The sequence below is a fragment of the Undibacterium umbellatum genome, assembly GCF_014284125.1.
In the GTDB taxonomy this organism is placed as follows: Bacteria; Pseudomonadota; Gammaproteobacteria; order Burkholderiales; family Burkholderiaceae_D; genus Undibacterium; species Undibacterium umbellatum.
This window is the reverse complement of the sequence record NZ_JACOFX010000021.1, coordinates 47,547-70,896: the sequence shown is the minus strand read 5'-3', so window position 1 is coordinate 70,896 and position 23,350 is coordinate 47,547. Positions and strand designations below refer to the sequence as shown.

At 50.4% G+C, this 23,350-nt stretch carries 11 protein-coding genes; 4 read left to right on the top strand and 7 right to left on the bottom strand.

What is annotated here, in order from left to right:
- Window positions 1-157: 157 nt before the first annotated feature.
- The 4 genes from H8L47_RS25510 to H8L47_RS25495 all read right to left on the bottom strand — a co-directional run bounded on the left by H8L47_RS25510 (window position 158) and on the right by H8L47_RS25495 (window position 6,162).
- Entirely contained in the window at window positions 158-898 is a 741-nt protein-coding gene (locus H8L47_RS25510) for a GIN domain-containing protein (protein WP_230413908.1), read from the bottom strand.
- Complete coding sequence (locus H8L47_RS25505; protein ID WP_186956527.1) at window positions 898-1,308, bottom strand: hypothetical protein; 411 nt, start codon at window positions 1,306-1,308, stop codon at window positions 898-900. Before H8L47_RS25505 ends, H8L47_RS25510 begins: the two co-directional genes overlap by 1 nt.
- Before the next feature lie 704 nt (window positions 1,309-2,012).
- Complete coding sequence (locus tag H8L47_RS25500) at window positions 2,013-2,954, bottom strand: hypothetical protein (protein ID WP_222616683.1); 942 nt, start codon at window positions 2,952-2,954, stop codon at window positions 2,013-2,015.
- On the bottom strand, window positions 2,932-6,162 hold the full coding sequence (locus H8L47_RS25495) for a hypothetical protein (RefSeq protein WP_186956524.1): 3,231 nt from the start codon (window positions 6,160-6,162) through the stop codon (window positions 2,932-2,934). Before H8L47_RS25495 ends, H8L47_RS25500 begins: the two co-directional genes overlap by 23 nt.
- A 631-nt stretch (window positions 6,163-6,793) precedes the next feature.
- Between H8L47_RS25495 and H8L47_RS30350 the strand changes: the two genes are divergently transcribed.
- A complete protein-coding gene (locus tag H8L47_RS30350; RefSeq protein ID WP_186956523.1) occupies window positions 6,794-10,657 on the top strand; it encodes a CHAT domain-containing protein in 3,864 nt (1,287 codons plus the stop codon).
- Between the two features lie 155 nt (window positions 10,658-10,812).
- Here the strand turns inward: H8L47_RS30350 and H8L47_RS25485 are convergent, their stop codons facing one another.
- The 3 genes from H8L47_RS25485 to H8L47_RS25475 form a co-directional block, all read right to left on the bottom strand.
- Complete coding sequence (locus H8L47_RS25485) at window positions 10,813-11,787, bottom strand: IS5 family transposase (protein ID WP_186956521.1); 975 nt, start codon at window positions 11,785-11,787, stop codon at window positions 10,813-10,815.
- A gap of 237 nt (window positions 11,788-12,024) precedes the next feature.
- Window positions 12,025-13,746, bottom strand: coding sequence for a UvrD-helicase domain-containing protein (locus tag H8L47_RS25480; RefSeq protein ID WP_222616682.1), 1,722 nt, complete (start codon window positions 13,744-13,746; stop codon window positions 12,025-12,027).
- Window positions 13,743-15,872, bottom strand: coding sequence for an ATP-dependent nuclease (locus tag H8L47_RS25475; protein ID WP_186956519.1), 2,130 nt, complete (start codon window positions 15,870-15,872; stop codon window positions 13,743-13,745). Before H8L47_RS25475 ends, H8L47_RS25480 begins: the two co-directional genes overlap by 4 nt.
- A 1,116-nt stretch (window positions 15,873-16,988) precedes the next feature.
- Between H8L47_RS25475 and H8L47_RS25470 the strand changes: the two genes are divergently transcribed.
- From H8L47_RS25470 to H8L47_RS25460, 3 genes are all read left to right on the top strand, one after another.
- Complete coding sequence (locus H8L47_RS25470) at window positions 16,989-19,022, top strand: hypothetical protein (RefSeq protein WP_186956517.1); 2,034 nt, start codon at window positions 16,989-16,991, stop codon at window positions 19,020-19,022.
- Between the two features lie 260 nt (window positions 19,023-19,282).
- A complete protein-coding gene (locus H8L47_RS29945) occupies window positions 19,283-21,748 on the top strand; it encodes a YecA family protein (RefSeq protein ID WP_186956515.1) in 2,466 nt (821 codons plus the stop codon).
- 78 nt (window positions 21,749-21,826) lie between these two features.
- Window positions 21,827-23,284: a Shedu immune nuclease family protein gene (locus H8L47_RS25460; RefSeq protein WP_222616681.1), complete on the top strand. Its 1,458-nt coding sequence runs from the start codon at window positions 21,827-21,829 to the stop codon at window positions 23,282-23,284.
- The last annotated feature ends 66 nt before the right edge of the window (window positions 23,285-23,350 follow it).

Genomic DNA, 23,350 nt, shown 5'->3' with positions numbered 1-23,350 from the left:
TACTACGCAAAATCTTGCGTTAAGTATGAAATGGAAGCATTAAAACAAGGCCAATATTTAGTTCAAATTTGGCCTTTTTTCATGGCTGGTTGCGGGGATGTTACGCTCTCGTCATGGTACTACGCAAAATCTTGCGTAAACTAAGAAACGGAAAGGGCTATCTAAACTTAATTTTGCCTGTTCCGAGTGTCCTACTATTGCGGGTTGCCGGATTACCGCGAACCACAATATCACCAGAGCCTAGAACCGATGCATGCACAGCATTACGCACCAGTGCATCAATTTCGCCTGAACCCGATACAGAAAGATCGGCCTGATCTGCTACCAGCTGGCTTGCGTCAACATCACCAGAACCCGCTATTTCGACATCCAGGTATTCGACCATACCTGAAGCGGCGATATCGCCTGACCCTTGAATTTTCAGTTTAAGGTCGGCCTGGTCCAGGTCAATTAAAGTTGCGTCACCGCTGCCCTTGATGCTGATTGTTGGTGCCGCCGGCAGAGCAATACCAACGACCACCCGGCCTATAGCTTTGTTCATGAGTATTTTTCCACCAGAAAATGTCATGTCGCCCATGATGACCTGACCCACTCCGCCATGAAAAACATTATTTTCACGCGTAAAACTGCCACTATCACCGGAAAGAATATTGACGGTTTCCTGTTCGATGACCAGCTTACCACCCTTGAAACTGGTGAAAACGCTCTCTAGGGCTTCCTTAAATTCTGCGGCCACTACCAGCTGCGGCTTGTCGGAACGCCTGAATATGACCTCTACAGCACCCTTGATGACGATTTTTTGAACAGGTTGCATCTGGCGTTCCTGTTTCACATAGTTTTCTAATCGACTCCAGGTAGAACCACTGGCGCTTTCATCACCAATTTTAAAAAAATCCATCATGCCCTCGTGTTTAAATTTAATCGCACCTTAGCCACATGCTTAGTCATTTCTGACACAAAATTGTGTAGCTCGTCTTCTGTCCAGGTGTCCAAGACTGGCTTCATTTGCGCGTATAGCGTGCAATAGATGCTGTCCAAATATTCCTTTGCTGCCTGCAGGGTGGCTTTTTCTTCCTTCGTCATTTCACTGACCACATACCCTGATACTTCGAGCAATTTTTTTGCGGCCTGGATATCCCCGCCTTCTTCGATAAGAAACATATCGTCACGGCTCATTTCACAGCTTGCACCATTGGGAAAACGCACGGTCGCTGTCAGTGATAGCCTCCATTCGTCCGGGTTCACTTCGCCCACCATTTGGTGGGCCATCCCGTACACATCCCAATTCTCCTTGATAACGCATTTCATGGCTTGATCTACCTGGCTTATAAAGTTGCTGTAATGACAGTGTACCCGCTGTCGTTCGTCATGCTGTAGTTGTCGTCATGGGTCACAAAGTAGGCTGCAGCGGTCGGGGACTTGCCAACGCGCAAACGGTCGCTGTTTTTCGCCATCACCTCGCGGAGCTGCTGCACCGCCCGGCATTGCCCGTAGCTGTCAAACAACCCAGGAATTACCACATTGCAGAGCTGGCCAGCGCGAAATTGGGTGTGTTTGTCCAACCTTCAAAAATGTAAAATTAGCTTGAATAGCCTTGGCCATCTTGCCCCCAAACTAACAGTTTAGGAAGTCTTTTAGGACTGCAATTTCTCTCTTTTTACAATTCGATGGGCAAATTTAACCACATTGGAAACGAGTATCCGCGTGAAACGTTCGAGCGGAAATAGACACGGGATTTAGCTGAAAGCCTTACGTGGTAAGGCTTTCCGGCGAGTCGACAAGCTCAAATGATAGAGGTGAATGTTTCACGATTGCAGAAAATCACTTAGATCTGAATTTTTCGTGTGCTTCCTCATCCGTTAAGACGTGCACAAATCCAGAGGTTATTTCTTAAACATCCAAATGTTGGCAAAGGTGACATACAACACATCATTGAGGTGGTTCATCAAGCCATTTCAAGCAGATCTACACAAACAGAAGGTTGCAGCATTTACAAAGCCAAGGGCATTAAATTACTTGCCTGTATTTACAGACACTCTTTTAACCCGCTGGCTTGTGCTCTTTGGCTTGACTACTGGATTTACTATCGCCCCACGTTTTACCAACTCATCAATGACTTTTGCCGCAGTACTGTCAACAATCGCCTGATTTGATTCGGCAATGTAGCTCTTCAAAACTTCGTTCATCAAAATTCGCATTTTCTCTACACTGGTCCTGCTGGCCAGATCACGTGCCATTTCCTTTAATTGGACATCCACCAAAGATTTATAGTAATCATCTGCATCAACAGTTTCTCCTATGCACAGCAACTGATGACTGTTGGCGATATTGCTCAACCCTGCTTCACTACTTACACTACCTGGTGCTCCCTCTGTAAAAATTCCTGAGACATTGTTGTATGGCGCTGCCGGGCGACCATCTCCTCCTAGCAACAGTTGTTTAGCTATTCTTATCACAGGACCCTTGCAAACACTGTTCTGCCTTATTATGCTGGACCAAGGCTGTTGATTCTTGACTGTTAATCCTGCGATATAGGTATTGGTTGTGCCACCGCTATATGACGACTCCCCAACTAAACCAAATCTGTTCCAACTCGACTGGTTCGTACTGTCCTTTAGAACAAGCGGATTTTGGCCTAGGTCGGCCAGACGGACGGTGGATTGTTGAAAAAAAACTCCATTTGGGCCTGTTAAGCGAAGGAGCGCAGGCACGGCAGAAAAATCCGCCAGCGTTACAAAATCCCCAGCGACAGGCTCGCGATAACCTACAGCTGGGTCCCAGAGCTGAACGTCGCGCACTCCAATACAAGCGAGGCACTGGACTGGCATGACCGTCCCTTGCTGTGTTGTTGTAAAGGTCGGGGTTTGAGCAATAGCAATCGATTCAAAAAATGCGAGAAACACTAGAAGAGTAATCTTTTTCATATTTGCCTCATTGGTTTTTTGATCGAACAAACGGGATTCTTTTCGGCTTTAAGAGGAAGGACATCAACATCGCCTCCCCCCCCTGTTTGTCCGCTTGATCTGGAAGACTCATCCGATTTTCCAGGTTGATGTAGTGTGCTACAGTTGTTAAAAACGTCTGCGCCAAAGGAATCACTTGGTAAAACTGGGCGCGTCCGCGCCATCTGCCCGACTCTAGTACTTCCTGACTGGGCAAAGGAGCGACCACACACACGTCCCTTTTCCTCATTTGCCAACGGGCATATTCATCACTCTTAGAATCTACTGGTTCAGTAAGACTTCCGTCATTTACTAAGTTGACATCGTTTGAGGGATCTTTAACCACTTTGTTGCCTACGCAAGTTCCGTTTCTGCATACAACTCGCGCATTTAAGGCCGGATCTTCAAAGCCACTGCAATGCCCCGCTAGTTCCATAAACCACTGGTCCCCTTGCTCCAACTCATTGGTGAAAGCCCGGCTATCGTCATTTGTCTTCAAATATCGAACTGGTATTGTCGGAAGTATATTCTGCAACATGCGCGGCTTTGATTGAGCCAACGCTATCCCATATTCGGGTCGAAAACTCGTTCCACGTGAAGTTTCATAGGGATCGATGCTGTTTGCATCTGAATGTTCTGGTTTCAACATCCGTTTTAGTTCAGCACGAACTCGCCACATCGCTATGTTTGCACGAATTTCAGGGAACTCCTTAATTGCGAGTAACGCATCTGCGTAAAGTATGTCCAGCCATTTTTTTCCGAAACGCTCACAAAGTGTCAACCCCTCCTCCCTCCGTGGCATTTCCGGACAACTACTTATAGCTTCTGCAGATGCTAGAAGTTCACTTATTAGAGGTACTGCGAAATCGCCTCTGTAAGCAACTTCTTGGGCAATTGCAATGTAAGCCAAAGGCGCAAGCTCCCACATCCAATTATTTGGCCGAGATTCAGAGATTTTCTCCAATACTCGAGCGTCGTCAATTTTCGCTGGAGAACGGTAGGCTCCATTTTCAACAGCTAACACCGGACTAACACCGCGCACTAGCAGAGCTGCCTGCAATATTTCGGCAATGGCGATCGTATTTAGCGGTCGGGAAACTGCCGAATGCAAGGAAACTGAATTTGAGGCACCAGCAGCCACTTTACCTAACCCATTCAATAGTTCTGGAAGATCCTGCGGCATCTGGGCACCAGAAGTGCGGTATTGCGCGAGGGCTATTCTTGCTTTTTCTGTTTGGAGCATCGAATCGGCTACAAGCATTAGCGCCCCCATCGCACCTTGCCCTTCCGGACCTACGGCAAAGTTGTTGGGTAAAGACATCATAGTTAGTCGGTAAAGGCTTTTGTAGCCTGAACTTGTCTTGGATAGCTCACCGGAAAGTGCATCATTTGTCGCAGCATTCGCAGCAGTCATTTGCATTGCTCTCTTTAATATATCTAAGCGCGCAGAAAACAATTCATTAATCGTTCCGTTAGCTTGCAAATTGGTAACCATCGACCCGCGCTGTAACCAAGTTGCACACTGAGGAATTTTGGTTGAAATAATATTGCTGACGGACGAAATTGCAGTCCGAAACTGTTGGTGATTGGAAATTCCGGTCTGCGTTGCAAACTCCGAAATATATTGACAATCACTAAACCCAGCACTTCCTACTAATTGCTGCAGTAACGCCAAGCTGCTTTGGCTGTATGCGGTTAGAGCGGCAAATTGACGGTCTTGCCTGGCAAACTGTTCAAGCATTGACTTATTTAATGCCTCTATTTGCGCGCTTATTTGTTGCAAGGCTTGCATTATCTTCTCGAACCGCTCTGCGTCCGGGTCTGGCCCATTTGCGGCGAACATACTTCCCAGAGACCCGCCCAAATCGAGGCAATGCGACGCGATGTTTACCCATCCCATTGGGCTAATGGAACCACTTGCCAGCGAAATGATCGAGGCAATTTCCGAACTGCTTTTCGCTGTAACAGCCACTGCACTGAATAACCTTACTGCCTCTGAATTGGCACCAACCGCACGTAAGCCCATTGCGGCGGTATTAGCTAATTGGCTTAGGTTCATCGCATTGTCAGAAAATACCTTCGCTTTTATCCGAAACACTACATCTTTTTCTATTGCTTCATAGGCACGGCACTTTTCACTTTCGGCATCAATTGCACAACTCAATCGCTTGTTGGAGATAGAAAATTTCTGGACAGCATTGACATCGTTGGGATTAACTCCTGATTGTTCCAATAATTGTTTTGCCAAGTCCCATATATTCCTATCCTTCGAGGCCGAAGATGCGGCTATTGCAGCAGCATCTGCGACTCCTTTTTCTTCCGACAAAAGATTTTGTGCTAATTGCTTTGCGTCATTTGCATTGACTATTGCCTCCTTTACTTTAGCTTCGATTTTACTTTTTTGTGCGCGCTCTTCGCGGCTTAAAGCTGCACTAGAGTTCCACTGAGCCAGATATCTTCTAAATGCAGCATCACTCGTTTTGGCACCTAAGCCCAGCCAGTTTGCCATTTGTTCGTCAAACCAAAGCCCGCCAGATTGATTTTCGGCTTTGGTCAGGACAATGCTTTCCAGTTGCGACCTGGCTGTGTTGAAAAAAATTTCCTTAGTTTCGTCAGATACCCCAGAAAACAAAGGAGACAATGGTTTGTCTCGTTCACTGTTCAACCATCGCATAACGTCCAACGCCGTAGCGGAACCTTGACCTTTTCTTGCTTCCAGGCTGGCCTCAGCAAATGCAATAAGTACTGCCTTTTTGATCAGGCTGCTATCAGGCGATATCATCGAAGTGAACCCTTCTACGGCACCTGAAGCTTCAACACCTGGCCCTTGCCAAGAACCAAATTTTTCACCGACTTTATCAACGGCTTTTGGCAGTAGCAGATCTGCGACCCACTTCCCCGCGGCACGTGAAACAGCTTGGTTACTGTATTCGTTTATGAGGTCTCCAACCGCTTTTTGAGCAGGCGTATATCGGTTCCGGACACAGTTTCGCATGTAGTTAGGAGCAATTATTCGCGCCGCAGCTGACGCATCTGAAAATCCGTTGCGCGCAAAATTTCTTTCCAAGGCTTTTAAATGATCAAACTGATCAGGCGTGAACTCACCACGAAGACCGGCTCGATATGCAACAGCAGGATCACAGTCAGCCAATTGAGCCCAAGTTTTTCCTGAATTAATCAGAAAGAGCGCACCTATCGCTACAGCGAGGTAACAACGCATGATTCGCTCCAAATAGAAGATAACTAATTAATATAATATATTGACCATTTTGTAATCACAACAGAAAAACCTGTCTGTTGATCCAGTGCTACTTGCCTAAATCTGCCAACATTTTCCGGCGGCGGCAAAGACAATTATCCTAGGACGGTTACGACAGCTAAAACCAGGAGAGGCGTCAAAATTTTGGACCTGACCCGGGTTGCGGCGCCACGTCCAGTCACTATTGATAGCTGGTAAATATGGCTTAGCTTGTGAGCATTTGAACGATAGGTTGCGGAACTTAGAACTTGCATCGCAAGAGTTCAAGTTGGTTTTCTTTGTCTAGAACAGTCAAAGACTTTTGCTCTATGGAGCTCCCACAAGACTTGTGCTTTTTAGTGCAGCAACGGCATGACACATATACCAGAGCTACACTCGCTACTAGCGAACAAATTCTTCAAGGAATTCTAAAGGAAGATATGAATGTTGTGTTCTTTATATTAGTATGGTCCCGGATGCTTTCTAGCAAAAAAATTACGGATATGTACGGCTATGTTTCAGCGTAACTAGGCACAAGCGCAAGTTGCGAGCGCTTGCTCATCGCTATCACAAATACAACAATTTGACTTGAGCAAGAGGATAGGGGACTGATGTGAGCGGAATACAGCAACGTAAGCAAGAAATACAAGGGTTTGACCCGGCAGTCCTATTTGGCAAAGGCTTCGATGTGGGCTGCATTGACCTTGTCGTAGGCGGATCTTTACGAGAGGTCGTTGGTCGCATTGTAGCTACTCTCCTCCCGCAAGCGAAGGATAAGGATGGGCGTTCTGTTTTCAAAGGCGCCTCCATTCTGTTGCCGCCAGTAGAAGCTACGGAGGTCACCGAAGAGAGAGTGTTCGCTGCTTTGCTTAAGGCAACCCATGAACTGCGTGGCTCTCCAGTCGATAGCGAAGAGGAGAAGGTCCTTCGACGCATAGTCCAGGTGCTGCACGTTCCCTCGCTCGTCGTCGCCGATTTAATTCATACGGTACAGAAACAGGGTCAACGCAGACTCATCGCGATCGCCGAGGCGAGCCGATTTCGAGACCTTGCTGTAAACTTGCCAGCCGCGTTCGGGGCGACTGTCACGCGGCTTCCAGAGGACCATTGGACTCCTCATGTAACGTCACTTTGCCAACAGCTGGTTCCTGCGGTTAAAGGAATAGACAGTTATGCTCTAGTGCATGTGCAGGAGCTTCCGCCCCGCAAGCCGGCGAATGAACAGCAGCTTCTGTCGGTGGACGAATGTTATGTCCTTACGTTGAGTTACGAAGGCGATATGGAGGAGCTGCTCTCTGCGCGAAGCGAGGCTTGGGTATCCATGGCGGTTCAAGGGCGGCTGGAAGAAGTAGAGGCCGAGCTGGGTGCCTTAGACATTTCCGAGGGGACTAAGCTGCATATACTTGTCCAGCTTGTGAACCGAATGGGGCGAATAGGTGACACGCTTGACCTTCTCAGACGACTCCAACCTCATCTGCCTGAGCTACCGGCACAGGCTGCCATTCAAGTCGCCCAGTTCGCGGCAAAAGCCGGCGACGAAGACCTAGCGCAGGAACTGTTGCCCGATAGCCCAAACGGTATCGGTGACCAAATTTGGCTCGAAGAGGGACTGGACGTTGCCACGCAGCTCGAAGACAACGACCGCATCGCGAAGTTTGATGCTCGGTTGGAGGCGCTTGTGTCAAGTTCAGAGCGGCTAAGAGAGAACCGAGACCGTCGCCTTCTCATGAACTGTCAGGAGGCAAAGCCTGGTGACGAGCAACGCTTCACAACTGCTGGCTTCACTGTACACCACTTGGAGCTGCAAAAGCAGCTGTCCGGCTCCCAGCCGGACTATGATACAGTCATCAAGACGGCTCAAGGTTGGGGGCAAGAATGGCTGGAACTTGCGGCGGTGTGCTGCGCAATGCACGCGAGGAGCGTAGGTCGATTCCGCGAAGCTGCCGACGTAGCCAGTGCCATCACTTCGTCGGAGGTTTACGGAAGACAGGCCACCCAGGTGTTGCTTTACTCCATTAGGGCAATGATGCTCAGGGAGTTGGTACCAAAGGAAGAGCACGATTACTACCGAGGGCTTTTTCAGTCGGTATTCCTGTTCTTGGCGCGCTATCCAGCCGACGAGGGTATCCGGTCAAACCTCACTTCGCTCCTCTCAGTCGAGTCATGTGGTGACCAAGGGGTACCTCTCGTCGCTTCGACCATGCTTGACCTGGCAGAACGCGGAGTCGACCTACCACTTCCAGAGACAGTGCCAGCTGAGACCAAAACTGACCTGTCTAACGAGGAAGTGAAAACTTCCATAACTAACGCGATTCACTGGATGGGTGAGAGAGGTGGTGGTGAGCCCGGAGTCACCGTAATCCCGCGAGAGCTCATCGTCGCGTCCCCGGATGACGTTATAAGCGCATTGGGGCAACTGGTCCAACGTGCAAGCGGGCAGTTGGGAGAGGACTCCGACCTGGACTTCATGGAAAAGCTCGTTTTTATCGCTTGCGCCGTGTGCCCTTACGCCACACAGGAGCGCGATGACGACATCCGCTTGATGCGCCTGCTTGCGTCACAATTTGCAACGTCGGGGCAGTTTCAGCGTGCGCGAGACTTCGCAGAGCAGATATTGCTGATAGGACAGACCTCGTTGCTTCGCCAACGGCTGGCATGGGGTGCGCTCGCCGACATCTATCACCGTTGCCGAAATCACGTCGTCGCACTTGTGGGTGCGGCCTGCGCGCTCGCGACTGACGTTGCTGTTCCCAAGGCGGACCTATGGCATGAGGTATATGCCATCCATCGCATCCTGCGTGACCTTGGCCTCTTTAACCTCTCTCGGCAGTTTCTTCCCTCGATGAAAAAACTCCTCGGAGGCCTGGGATTTGACCCGGACACTGATACCCGTGTTGTTGCCGCTGAACTTGGCTTGCAGCTCATGGAGTCTCGCCAAACATCCCTGGATGGGCTGCAAGAACTCCTCGCCAAAATCGCCGCGGCTTCCGAAAGCGCACTCGGGGACAGAAATCGTTTGTTTCCCCTCGCGGTGCTTCTGGGCCAAACTGCAACTAAGGTCGAAGCCGCGGGCGGCGTCGTGGCTCCGGCTATACGTGTGCTACTTGAAACGGCGCTTCAACAAGTTGGGAACAAGGTCGCCAATACAATCAAGACAATTTCAGCAGAGAAGCCAGTTGCTGCCGACGTTCTGGCCATGTTTAACGAAGTAGAACGTGCAGCCTTCGCTGCAGATGTCGCTCGCGACTATGCATACATCGGTCTGGCGGCAAGACGTCTTTTAGACGCTAGTCCTCAAGGCGCTACCATCGCTTCCGAAGCGGCGTTCGCGGTCGAGCTGCTTTCCGACCAAACCGTAAAGCTCCTCTCTGACGTGCCTGTGATGACGGTGGACTGGGCAACACAATACGCCTTTGAACTCAATGATGCCGGCTGCGACCTTGTGTTTATGGCTTTGGACGATAAGGGTGAACTATCGGTCACGCATGTCGCCGACCGCCAAGTTCGCGCAATACAGCAACCACGGCATTACGAAACGTTCCGGAGGCGCTTTGAAGCGTGGCTGGTGGAGTTTCCTAAGCATTACGGAAAAGTCGACCGTGAAGATGGAAATAACATCTTCTATCTCACTATGGAGCAGCTGGATGTTCGCCTTCCAAAAGCCGAAAGGTTAATTATCGTCGCAGAACCCGTGCTTCAGCAGTTGACTGCTAATTTGGTGGTCATGAAGCCTGATGACGGTGGCTGGGATTACCTAGCAGGGGCAAAGAGTTCCATCGGTATGGTGCCTTCGCTGACTTGGCTAGCTGCGACAAGAACCGCGCGGCGCTCAGAGAAAACTGGCTACAAGGCTTGGATCTCCGCTCAACTAGATTCCGAGCTCGAAAATAGTGAGGAACCAGGCAACCGCAATGGTGTCGATGCGCGAGCTGCTGACACCGCACAAACGCTTGACGTGGCACTGCGCCGTCTCAGTGGAAGCTTTGAGGAATACGGCTTCGCAGTCGACACTGGCCGCCGACTACCTCGTGATATGAAGGATGTGAGTCTCGCCGTAGTGACCGCGCATGGAGGACTTAGTAGCGACGGCCGCTATCTGCGTACCATTCGTGATGACAATGGGCTCGTAGAGGCTCCTTCCGCTCTGGCAAACGCACTCGAGGGAGTCGACCTGGTCATTCTCTTCGTATGTAGCGGGGGACGCATCGACAAAAATCCTTGGGACAACTCCACCACAAGCTTGCCAAAGCAACTTTTGAACGGGGGCAGCCGTGCAGTAATCGCGTCACCCTGGCCGCTCAACGTACTGGTCACATACAACTGGCTCGACCCGTTCCTGAGAGCGTGGGAATCAGGGGCCACAGTACTTGACGCTACGGGAACGGCTAACGATGCTGTTGCCAGACACTTCGGAGACGTCCCGCAGTACTCCCTCGCGATGCGGGTATATGGTGATGTCTTGCTAACCCGGCAGTAAGCGTGTGAATTGGGCGTCTAAGGCTACGCTGAATAAGCATCAATTTTTGATGGACGAAACTCCAAGTAGCACATTCAATTGATAAAAGCGTCGTTCAAGCTATTTTTCGCGCCCCCGATCAGGCCATTGATGGGGTTTTTGCTCATTTTTGCCCACTATGGGCGCACCTGTACCAGCAAGTGCCGACGCGATAAATAAATATTGGCCAAGGCCAGCGCAGTAAATGCGCGTGCGGCATTCTTTGCCAAACCACGATACCGCACCTTGTTGAATCCCCAGAGGCGCTTGTCCACCGCAAAGACGTGCTCAACGCGCGCTCGGATCTTCGATTTATTGCGGTTCTTGCCACGCTCAATCTCGTCAATCTCCCCTGATTTGCGGATGCGTTGATTGGTAAAGTCTTTGGCTCCTGGTGCTTTGGAGAGAATCAAATTCTTTTGACTGGCATAGGCACTATCACCGTACACCCGTTTTTCACGCCCATGCAGTAGCTTGGGCAGGGGATGCTTGTCATGAACGTTGGCTGATGTCACAACAGCACTATGTGTCAGCCCACTTTGGCTGTCGACGCCGATATGCAGTTTCATCCCAAAGTACCATTGCTTCCCCTTACGCGTTTGCCGCATTTCGGGGTCACGTTGCTTCTCACTGTTCTTGGTCGAACTCGGTGCAGCAATAATGGTCGCATCGACGATCGTGCCTGTCTTTAAACTCATGCCGCTGCTGCTAAGAACGCGGCCAACTTCCGTGAATAACTGTTCAGCGAGCTTATGCTGCTCCAGCAAATGCCGGAACTTGAGCATCGTGGTGGCATCGGGCACCGACTCACAGCCAAGGTCAATGCCAACAAAGCGACGCAGACTGACGCTATCGTATAAGGCTTCTTCGCAAGCAAAGTCAGCCAGGTTGAACCAATGCTGGATGAAGTGGATGCGTAACATTCGTTCCAGGCCAATTGGTGGTCGACCGTTCCCGCGCTTCGGATAGTGCGGTTCAATGATTGCGCAGAGTTCCTTCCACGGCACTATCTTGTGCATCGTGTCGAGAAAAACGTCACGTCGTGTCGGTTTGCGATGTTGTTCAAAGCTCGCATTCTGATCTTCTGCCATCGCCAGTGTCTGTTGTTTCATGGAAGTCAAACGTCTTGTTCGGTTGTCAGTCTTTAACGCTTGAGAATAGAATCCGTTTACTTAATCAGCGTAGCCCTAAGCTCTACCCACGATTAGAGCCGCAAACACCATCAAACGAGGAAAATGAAGCGAGCAGCGCCGTCTAGATAAGGTGATAAGCGACTTCTCCGCGCTGAATGAGCTCGACAAGATATTGATCGAGAAATTGATGTGGGAAATGTTGCCGCACAAATTGGACTAACCGATATCCTCAACATTCTCCGTTCCGAAGAGGTACGCGGCGGCGCTCAGCGCTGGGGCTGGCATTATCTGCGTTGCCAAGACTGCAAGGCGCTTCATTGGTCGAGAAATCGATACATATAATAAATTCCTAGCTCGATGGTAGCCTTTAGTGTTGCTCGCTGTCACCGCCCGTGTGTGCAAAAGTTCCAGCAATTGAGGCCAGTTGTAGTGATTCCATCCCCCGCCCAGGACTACAAGCACGTTTTCAAATTCGGCACCTTTTACACTATGTTGAGTTGCGAAGGGCGTGTATCCCTCGACGAATTTGACGAGTTGAATCACTTCTGCATATGGCACTTGGCGAAGCCTGTTGTATCGAAATAAACCAGTCGACTCCTCGGGTATGCGTGCCCCATTCAAGGCCGTAAGTGCATCTTCGCGTCGCATGACCGTATCAGGCAGCTGCGGTCGTCTGGTTTGCTTGAGGTGATCGAGAACCTCTCCTACGGTGCAATTCAGGCGCAAGTAGTTCAGCGCATCCATGCTTTCTCGCCAGTTAAGCTTGTCGCCATGTGATCTGATTGCTGGCGCGCTTCCAAAAAGGCGAAACATGTCACCATATTTACCGGCAGCGTACGCAGTACACATCGGTTCCAGAATTTCTGCAAAAAATCTTATCGTTACATCCTCTTTCTTTGCAAATGCCTCGTTGCGCTCGTAGATGCTTGCGATCGACGGATACCCTTGTTCCGCCGCCAGTGCGTTGTGGGTGAGCATCAAAATCTTGGTTTTGCTGAAATCCCAACCTTCGGAAGTCAACCGTTGGATCAATGCTTCGCGCATTTTGCGGGATGCATCGGGCAGCATGTCGTGTTTCGAATGCGTCGTATTCGTCCGATCGCCTCGATGAGAGTTGGTATGAAAGAATCTAGCCTCCCCTTCTGCGTCAGGATCGTGAACAGCTTGTTCAAGCTCCGGGCGGAGCTTGTTTAACACTTTGACGATCGCGGGAACAGAACGGAAATTTGCTCCTTTGTCGATAGCTTCGATGGGAAACGCCACTAATTCGTATTCGCCACGATAAATCGTTTGCCAATGATCCCCGAACAGGCCGATCTGTGGCCCTTCGCCAGTTTGCAAAAAATGTTCCAAGATCGCCGTCATAAAATTTTTGTCGGTGTCTTGATATTCGTCGATGAAGATGACCGGAAATTGCTGCTTGAGCAGTGCACGAAATTTTTGCTGCGAAAGTAACTTCGCCATGAACGACGGGATATCATCATGACCGAGGGTAATTTTGTTCTCGTCAACACCGAAAAACCCGAAATTGTATTCGACCGGTTTGTTGCCGATGCCGCCGCCAGCTTCGATTTTATCCTGTTGCTGGGAAAATTCAGTCACTAGGCCGCGTAGAGCCTTCTGAAATTGTGCAAGGAAGGCCCACGAAAAAGCGTGAATAGTATCAACAAGGATTGCCGGATGCTCTCCGATTTCTCGCCTGATCTCGTCTCGGGCAACTTCGGTGAATGTGATACAGGCAACTTTCTGACCCGCTTGCAACATCCCAGTGCCATTTTCCGCGATGAGTCGCTTGAGCGCCGCTACAAGCGAGTATGTTTTGCCAGCCCCTGCGCCAGCTTCAAGTCGAAAGCTAAGTCCGGCATCGAGGCAGGCATCAACCCTAACCTGTGCTTGCTGAGCGGCAATCAATGCCGGATTTGGGGTGGTTCTTATCAATTCGTCACCTCAGTTCCAGGGGTAGAATCTTGCTGTACGGGTGCATCAACGGCAGGCGCAACTGCCGGCGGTGGCGGTGGCTCTGCAAGCCAAATCAAGCCCTCTTTGATATAACGAGGCACATTCCAATTTTGTTCACGAATTGCGAATCGCAATGCCGTCTCTGCCTTAGATAAATTAGCAGCTATTTCCCACGCCGCGGCTGCATCGCGCGGCTCCCCTTCCCATGTAAAGCGGCCAGGATTTGCCAGAATTAAGGCGTCTTCGAAACTGCGAGCACAAATAGCGTTATCTGGATCTTCAGGCACTTGATACGCGATACGCCTGACGCCATTCGCCTTTTCTTCGTTTGTCTTCGCCGCAAGCGCCTGGGGAGTAAGATGAGGTGCAGGCACATTCTGCTGCTCCCCATCTGCCGTCTCTCCATTTGGCCTGAACCATTCCCGAATGGCGGCATTTGAAGTGCTTTGACCTTCCGCTACAGGGCATTTCTCCCACTTGTTCACTTGCGAGCCGTTTCGGTTTGTCTTGGGCACCTGGTGGACGGTATCAAGATCTGTTATGACGAGCGTTCGAAGCTCCAGAAAATCTAGCAGCGGATAGAACAAATGGGCGTAGGCGCCACCAACTTCGACGACCGTAATGTATTGGCGTGTAAGCTTTTTCGCGTCTTCAAGACCTGAATCTACAATTTCACGTAGGCGAGGCATCAGGATGCGCTCAGTTACGCCTTCGATCAAGATTGCTTTGTCGGCAAAATACAAGTCACACTTCGTCAACGTCATATATTGATGTAGGAATTCTTGATCTTGTGGACTAATCGTTGCGGCTCCACGTCTGAAGTCCTTCACTTTGGTCCGTCGTGGGCCACCAGCGGTCGGCTGCTCATTCAGGAAGTAACGTATCGCGTCGAACTTCGCCGCGTTTGCCAAATGGGCGGAATGCGTCGAGATGACGAATTGTACTTTCCATGTCGGCTCATTGGGATATTTTTCCGAAAGTTTCGCCGCCGCTTCATTAAGCTGCTTGATGAATACCTCTTGCATTTGCGGATGCAAATGGGCTTCTGGCTCTTCGATGAAAATCAGGTGAATGCCAGGACGCGTAGCTCTTGCACGATACGCCTTGTGATAGCTCTCTAGCTGCAAGAGCATATAGATAAGGTTGCGGGTCCCCAATCCGTTATAACCTTCCGGAAGATGCACCCCGTCAGTTCCGGCATATACGATTTTTGTATGGTCCGATAGCAGCGCCTCGACGTTCAGGGATGTCTCTGGGCGGAGCTTTGTGTCGTTCAGGCCCGGAAAGCCGAACGCTTCCAAGGCCGGCAAAAGACCTGTTAGCAATTCGTCGAAATCACTTTGCACGCCGCGTTCGATCGCTTCAACTGACGCCTTCAGCCTGACTGTCAAGTCTTGATCGGTCGCGGCAGCGTTTGGCGCAGTCGCGGTTTTGAATAATGTACCGAGCAATTTCCCTATCACGTCGGCGTCGCCATTCTTTGCGGAATCAAGGGTACGTTGTGCGCGCACGAGACTGCACTGCAATACAGCGGAAAGAGCGGCGGTGCCTTCGAAATTGCGCAGATTTTCTGGATCGGTCGGATCGATCGCTGCAACTTTGATAGAGTATGCCTTCGGCAAGTTCTCTTTCAAGCATTTGTAAAAATGTGCGCGCTCATTAGCGCCCGCTGCAGGCGCGGGAAATTCGAACAGTTTCTGAAGCGTCGCCAAAGCTGGCCCATACTCGACACGCGCGATAGCCGTTGTACTAGCCGCGTCGAGATCGATTATGAACGGCGAGAGGGGACCAAGATCAGAGGCATCTGCTTCGTAAAGAAACGTTATCGTCACCGTAATCTTTGGCAAGGCTGCAAGCACCTCTTCTGCCGACGAACCAGACGCGCGGAGCTGTCGCGCTTCGTCGAATCTGGGGCGTATTCCTGCCGAGAAGTCTTCGAGGCGAAACCGTGGGCTTGCCTCACCTACTATTCGATCGAAAACATCGGTCAGAGAGGTCTTGCCGCTGTTGTTTCGGCCAACGATCACCGTAGAAGTTTCCTCCAGCATGATGTCGACATCTGCCAGAAGCCGAAATCCTTCCACCCTGACTTTTTGTATCCGCATTCAGTGCTCCCTGTATATGGTTTTTGATTCTCAACGATTCCAAATGCGTACTCTCATAATGATAGCCAGTCTGTTTTTCAAAGTGACCGCCAATTGGCATCTTAAAACGTCCACCTACTCTCATTCTAAAGTATCTCCCTAAATAAATAGGGTAACGGCGTAAAGTGCCACGGAAGCTGAGACTGGAATTGGTAAAGAACGCACTGATTTACAGAAAATTGTCACGTAACGTGAGACTGATTGTCGCAATAGTTGAGATTTTTTTTGTTTCTGTCAGATAAAATGAGATTTTTTAGATTTCGTACTTTTAGGCATTTATGCGTACGTTTTCTTGCAAAATTCCCCCTGCAATTTGATCCACCACCCACTTCCTGGCGAACGCTGTCACGTGGTTATAACACCACTTCAAATCTTAAGTCTTTGAAATCCGAATGAACTATTCTAGCTGCGTCACTGCTTACAAATTTTGTCGGTTTAAGTTTTAAGACAGCTTGAAAATTACAGAAGATATTTATCAATGGCACTGATTATTTGCCGGTCCGAGTAAACTAACTCCCTGACTTAAGAACGCACCTCGTCGGACAGTGTAGAGAGAGATGCTCAGTCGACTAAATATCACCCATATTTGAATCTGGTCAATATCGTGCCAGCATTGAATAATACCTTTAATGCCACTTTAGTCACGGCCGTTTCCTACTCATCAAGCCAAGCAGGATTGTGCTCTACGCTTGTTTACTCGTGCAGCACCCACATAGTCATTTCTCACTGAGCTTAAGAAGCTAGCGTTGACTTGACGCAATTTCTATTAAGTAATTAATAATTTTAACAATAATTCAATAAATGTTGTCAAAAATTCTTTTCTTTAAATTAAATTCAAAACATAATCAATGCATGTCATTTCCATATTTTGAGCCATCAGGGCATGAATCGGAGTCTTGGAAATATTATTTCCGTTCGATTCCAACTGCTCATTTTTAGAAATACTGGCCACGCGCGAGTTTTACGAAAAATGCTATTTATATGAATTTTCGCCAAAGTCAGATAACGACAACTTTAGTTCGCGTCTGAAAATTATGCGCGTCACATGATTTCACTAAAGAAAAAAGAGGCAAACCGATGAAGTCGACGAAAGGCATGAAGAATGTGATCCGCATGGCTGCGTATATTATCCTGCTAAGCCTAACAGGATGCGCGGTCAAGAACACTATTCGGGTTGAACCGATGACACTGCTAGGTGTCCGTGCTGAAGACGCCAAAAAATCAGGTTTGGCACTGGCAGGTGGCGGTACGAAGGCGGCATCCTATTCTATGGGTATCCTCTCAACGCTGGCATCGGACGAAAAGAACGCGCTGGCAGAAATGACCGCTATATCGTCAGTTTCCGGTGGAGGCTACGCAGCACTGTTCCTCTACTCTAAGCTCATGCTGGGCACCAACGATCCATCATTGAAACCTGCAGACTATTTCAAGGACTGCATCCCTTCAGCCTACCAGGGGCTGCTGCCAGACGAGGCAGCTCATTTACCCGATCAGCCTTTGTGTGACACTCAGACCCGGCAGCGCGATGAATTTCGCTTCCAGCAGTTCGTGCGGTGCCGCCAGGATGTACTTGAAAGTGATTGCCGCCCTTCTTTTTCCAATCGAGATAGCGATTATGTTTTTCATACCGGCGCACTGTTCGCATTGACACTGGGCGCATCGGTGCCGAACTTCGTCGCGCGCACCGTATTCGACTGGCCGGTCAATCTGTCACCGTCGCGCGCTCTGTACCGAGCAGGCATTGGCACTACCTATGGCCTGTTCCCGCTAACTTCCGCCGCCGCCGACGAGCGCGCCAATATCGCAGAGATATGCGATGGTACGAATTTCAAGAACTGTGATGCAAGCGCCCCCTCAGCACGCATGCAGATTAAAGACATGACGTTTCCAGCACTACGCAGGTTCCTGGAGCAGACGGGCAACCGCTATCCGGTCTGGATCGTGAATGCCACCGCAAGCAAGAAGCGTAGTTTTCTGGGCTGGGCGATGGCTGGCCAGCGAGATTTCAGCAAATACACATTGCAGATGTCGCCCTACGCCGCACGGTCCGGCCTGTATGGCGCGCTAGACCTTGAGCGCGAAGGCATCGATCTGCTCGATGGTGTGACTGCTGCGGCATCGTTCTTCGATGCGAACCAGACCGCCACCGGACAGCCAGCGCGCATGGCCTTGGCTGGCACCCAGCACTTGCTAGCAACGGACTGGGGGACCGATGTTCCTAACCGCGATGTTGGCAGTGGCTGGCGGGTACTGCATGCCTTAACGCCGTTCCCCTTGTACTACCTTGACGGTACTATGCGCTATCTAAGCGGAAAGCGCGATGACGACACTCGCTCGGCCTACATTCGCCTGCTCGACGGTGGCAACAATGACGGTTTTGGAGCCTACAGTCTAATCGAAACCCGAATGAATAAAATCTTCATTGCAGACAACCTCGGCGATGACAAAGGCAGGCTGGCCGATCTGTGCTACCTGCGCAACGAGGTTGAGCTGCGTTATCCATATGGGTCTGTCAAACCAAGCAGACTACTAATTCCTGGCCTGGAGGGCTTCGACGCTTATTGCCAAACGTTTATGGAAGAGTCGGAAGGCCAGCCGCCAAGCAACAGTAAGGAAATCAAGCATGCATATCCCATCACGGCTTGGCGGCACAAAGTGCTGCTGGGCTGCATCCGCTCGGATGGATTCGATGACTGTGCAGAGCATGAAGGTACGCATATCGATGCGCGAATCTACTTTATGAAGCCGACTCTCGACATGGAAGAAATGACCAAAAAGTATATTGACATACCCCATCGCATGGTACGGCCCGCGGCATGCGACAGTGCCGAGCCGGGCCTGTGCGAGTTGAGCGCTTATGTGCTGGAGTGGCATCTGCAACATGGGACGGCAAAGGCAATTCATCCATTCCCTCAGGACAGCACGGCACTCATGACACTCGACTCCGATCCGCGCCGCTATGGTGCCTATCGTGAACTCGGCCGCTGGCATATGAGCAAAGCGCTTAAGGATAGCAGGTTAAGCGACGCGGACTTTGCTGCCAAGGTTGCCGACCAAAAAAAGTGTCCAGTTCAACGGGTCGGATCGATTAAGGCACAAGACTGTCAGTGAATTCCCGTCAAAGTAACGAAGCCGTTGGGAAGGTTGAATCGTTTGCAGAGCCAAAATGCTCTATTATTCGATGCGCTTAGCTTCAGCTATATGCGCGTGCAGTACATTTGCATTGGCGACTATGCAAAGACAGTGTAACTATCAGATTAGGGAGCAACTACGAAATACTAATTGGCAGCTACTATGAAATAAGAATCGCTGGTCATTGTGCAGTACGAAATTGAGATCGCATTTATAAGAATCCGCACATTTGGCGAGATATGAAAAAAAGGAACAACTCCAATAAAGCAAAAAAGAAGAAAGTCGCTCCGGACGAATTCTTCGAGCACGGTCCGATATCTATGGCTCGGTTCGGGAACCTGACCGTTGGCCAGTCCAACTGGCAGCCTGACCAGTTCAAGGATTATCACAAGCGCTTGGCAGAGGCGTATCCTAGGATTGTGAGCGAGATCGACTTGCTCATCGCGGAGGCCATGACTGTCATCGCTGCCTCAGAACCCCTCTCCCTGCTGCACCGGGCTTGGGGGGAGCGTACTGTGGCCCACATGGACATAACCAGTGAGATCGAAATCAAGGCTGAACACGTGCACAAGCAGCGGATGATCGACTACGTTCAGAGCCTCATCGCCGCCACACCTCCTGATGAGAATCAGAAAGAGATGGACGAAGAAACCTGGCAGCGACTAGACCAGGCAGTGACGTCGATATTTGAGAAACTCAATCCGTGGTTCTTCATCAGCGAGAGCGCTCACCGAAGGACCACGCTCCCCGAAGTAAGCGAAGCGGCCGAAGAATTCCGCTTCCGCGCGCAAATAATGTGGTGCAACGTCTCAGGCGTTGGATACCAGGCCCACAGCATCCCTGCGCTTCGAGAGCTCCTCATTCCCCAGAGCAAAAACATTGAGAAAGCATACGGCCTCGACGGAAACCAGCTGTGCAACGAACTTGCGAAGGTCTGGCACTCGCTTACGATGGGATTCGGCGAGGCCATTCAAGCGATGGACGAATTCCGGCATGAATCTCTGGACGCGCTGGAGGATGACATTCAGGCGGGTATTGCCAGCGAAGGAACACTAGCGGAACAAATGGACAGAACCGTGCTTAAGCACGGCCTTGCCGAGAAACGCGATGCTGTATTCGGCAAATTCTTCGGTCTTGATCTCTTCGATCTGCAAAAGGTAACAAATCTCCCCAGCGAACTGCTCAACGACTTCTCCTGGTCGCCCGGACAGGAAACAGATTTTCTCAGCGAAGGCAATTTTAAGGGCTGGCCGCTACGGATCTGGCCAACGTTCAAACGTCCTTTCCTGAAAGTCGGTAGTAATTACTACTGCTTCGACCAGACCACGCTATTCGACCATTTCTTCCGCCAGATCGAAAAACGCGTCTACCAATTGGCCGAAGCCGCGAAACAATCATGGATCGCAACGCGGAAGGAGGTTACTGAACGCCTACCATTCGAATATCTCGCCCGTATCCTCCCGCGAGCAACGATTCTCCAGGAGGTCTACTACTCGTTTGCCGAGGGCGGCAAGAAGGCCAAGACTTGCGAAACCGACGGGATCCTCATTTACGACGACCACCTCTTTGTCATTGAGATCAAAGCCGGCGCATTCACCTACACTGACCCGACAACAGACTTCGATGCTCACGTGAAATCGCTCAAGGCGCTGCTGGCGGATCCCGCAAAGCAGGGCAGCAGATTCTTGAAGTACTTGCGCGGGGCGAAGGAGGTTCCGCTCTTTAATAGGGACGGAAATGAGATTTTTCGAATCCGCAATGGTGACTACCGCCAGGTCACGCTGTGCGCGATTACACTTGACCAGTTCACCGAAATCGCGGCTCAGGCGCAGCGGGTCAGCAAGATCGGAGTCGAGGTCGGAACTGAACCCTTATGGGCGCTGTCCCTTGGAGACCTCCGAGTGTACGCGGATATATTCACCAACCCACTCGAATTCCTCCATTTCGTCGAGCAGCGCAAAGAGGCGTTCGCTTCCAGCAACGTGCAACTGGACGACGAACTGGACCACCTCGGGCTTTACCTGAAGCACAATCACTACGTCAAGCACCTTGAGGACGCCATGCAAGGACCAAAAGCGCGCATCCAAGCGCTGGGATACCGGCAAAAGATTGACGAGTTCTACAGCGCACGGTTAGGCGACCCTGCGGCCATATCGCCGCTACGGCAAGACATGCCGCCGCTCATGGCAACGCTCCTTGATCTCTTGGCACTATCAAGCAAACCTGGCAGGTCTGAGATTGCTGCCTACATCCTAGACCTAGGAGGACATTGGCGTACGGATATTTTTGACTACGTGCAGCAAGAAATTGAACGTATCCCCGATTCCCGACCTCGCCCATTTTCCACACACGGCAACGTACGGCTCACCGTAGTCCCTTGGAGCGAGCGATGGGGAACAACAGCATCCAACGAGTTCCAGAAGCACGTTAAAGCGATTATGCTACTCCACGGAGAAACCGACAGACACCTCTTGGAACTTGCATTCGACTTCGATGGGAAACTCAACACCGCCGACTGGAAAGTGATCCGACAGTCCGACATCTCATTCATCGAGCGACCGAAACTTGTGGAGATGGCTGAACTCCTGCGCGAGAAACGGCTGAAAAATGTAGCTGCAACCGGGAAGCATGTTGGACGGAACGAGCAATGCCCGTGCGGCAGTGGGAAGAAGTTCAAGAAGTGCTGCATTGAAAGAGCAACATAATCAGGGGGAAGTCACACGTCCCCCATGCACCGAGGGTCTCCTTACTTTTTGAAGACCGGCGTAAGCCAGTCATAGATAATGACCATGACAGAGGATTTGCAGATGGAAAACGGGACAGGAGGAGTTACGATCACGCCACAGCCATTTAATGATGACGACGTGCTGAGAGCACACTTTCGCTTGGAAGCAGCGACAGAGGGTGGAGAGTCTGCACAAAAACTCTTCCTTCGAACTTACAAGCTTATCAACAATCACGCGAGGATTTGGCATGCAATGCCCGAAGAGGAGTGGCCCTTATTAGCTACCATATTTCCGAACAGTATCATCATGCGACCGATCCACGTAAATCCACATGCTCTGCGCTATTTGACTCCAAAGAACGGGAGGTTTACTACGGTCATCTATGTCGATGACAACGACAAAGAGTTGGCGGAGGACGCTGAAGTTGCGGCATCGCAGATTGATTTGCGATTGGCATGGGGCCTCTTTGATTCTACCAACAATGGCTTAGGTCTAAACAAGGATCTGGAGGCTGTCTGGCAAGGCTTAACACGGATCCAGGACGTGGATGTCCTAGTGATAAGCCAATCCCCAGAAATGCATGCTAAAGAAGGAGTAGTTTCCATTAGCACTCAGGACGTCGATGATCTACGTCGCGCCTTCAATCGGGTCAAGACGAAAGGTCGTAAGCTTATCCGTCAAACGAAACAAAGCATTGTGCACGACGACTTGCTCACAAGACTAGATCCCGAAAGGTTCCAACGAATAGTGCGAGCGAATCCTCCCTTGGTCGAAGTTCGACTTGAGGGGAGCAAGCAGGCGGCGGCACGTAAACGTGTCGAACGTCGCTCCAACGTTCAAGCAGTCCGTGAGCATCTCGGGGAATTAATTACCGAAGCCCCACAAGAGTTAATGATTCTGCATGCCGAGATAGAACGGGTAACGCTCGCAAAGATGATTGTAGATTTCAAGGCGAAACTCGCCAGTAAGCTCTCAGAGCGGTACTGGCAAACATTCTTTGAGAATAACAAATTCGTACTTAGCATGGCTTTTGCACGTCCCGTCGAGTTGGCTCATACACAATTTCACGCGAAGGGCTCCACCTTGACTGGTGCTGGTGCTCAGATTGGCGATTTCTTGTTCAGGGAATGTGGTCAGGCACTCGCCATTGTTGAAATCAAAACACCCGAAACAGTCTTATTGCAGGGTACGGCCTACCGTGGGCAGGATATCTTTGGGCCAAACTCTGAGCTCTCTAGCGCCGTTACTCAAGTACTATTTCAGCAGAGTGAGCTTAAGCAACGCTGGATGGTTCATGTAAATGATGACCCGAGCTTACGCTTGTCCAAGGCTGACGTGGTTAAATGCGTGGTTGTAGCTGGTTGCTTGCCCACAGATCCAATCAAATTGCGTAGCTTTGAAGTGTTCCGAAACGCGTGTAAGGACGTAGACATCGTCACCTTTGATGAGCTTCTCGCGAAGCTTGAATTCCTGGATATACAGTTGGCTCCAAAACCTGAACCAGACCTGTTTTAAGTACAAGTTCAAAAAGTCAAAAGCTACCTTACTGTGAATTTTGACTCTATTACCAAGATGGCATCA

Coding starts and splice junctions, on each gene's coding strand:
- H8L47_RS25470 (WP_186956517.1), top strand. CDS start 16,989: ATGAAGTCGACGAAAGGCATGAAGAATGTGATCCGCATGGCTGCGTAT.
- H8L47_RS25495 (WP_186956524.1), bottom strand. CDS start 6,162: ATGCGTTGTTACCTCGCTGTAGCGATAGGTGCGCTCTTTCTGATTAAT.
- H8L47_RS25475 (WP_186956519.1), bottom strand. CDS start 15,872: ATGCGGATACAAAAAGTCAGGGTGGAAGGATTTCGGCTTCTGGCAGAT.
- H8L47_RS29945 (WP_186956515.1), top strand. CDS start 19,283: ATGAAAAAAAGGAACAACTCCAATAAAGCAAAAAAGAAGAAAGTCGCT.
- H8L47_RS25460 (WP_222616681.1), top strand. CDS start 21,827: ATGACCATGACAGAGGATTTGCAGATGGAAAACGGGACAGGAGGAGTT.
- H8L47_RS25505 (WP_186956527.1), bottom strand. CDS start 1,308: ATGAAATGCGTTATCAAGGAGAATTGGGATGTGTACGGGATGGCCCAC.
- H8L47_RS25510 (WP_230413908.1), bottom strand. CDS start 898: ATGGATTTTTTTAAAATTGGTGATGAAAGCGCCAGTGGTTCTACCTGG.
- H8L47_RS25485 (WP_186956521.1), bottom strand. CDS start 11,787: ATGAAACAACAGACACTGGCGATGGCAGAAGATCAGAATGCGAGCTTT.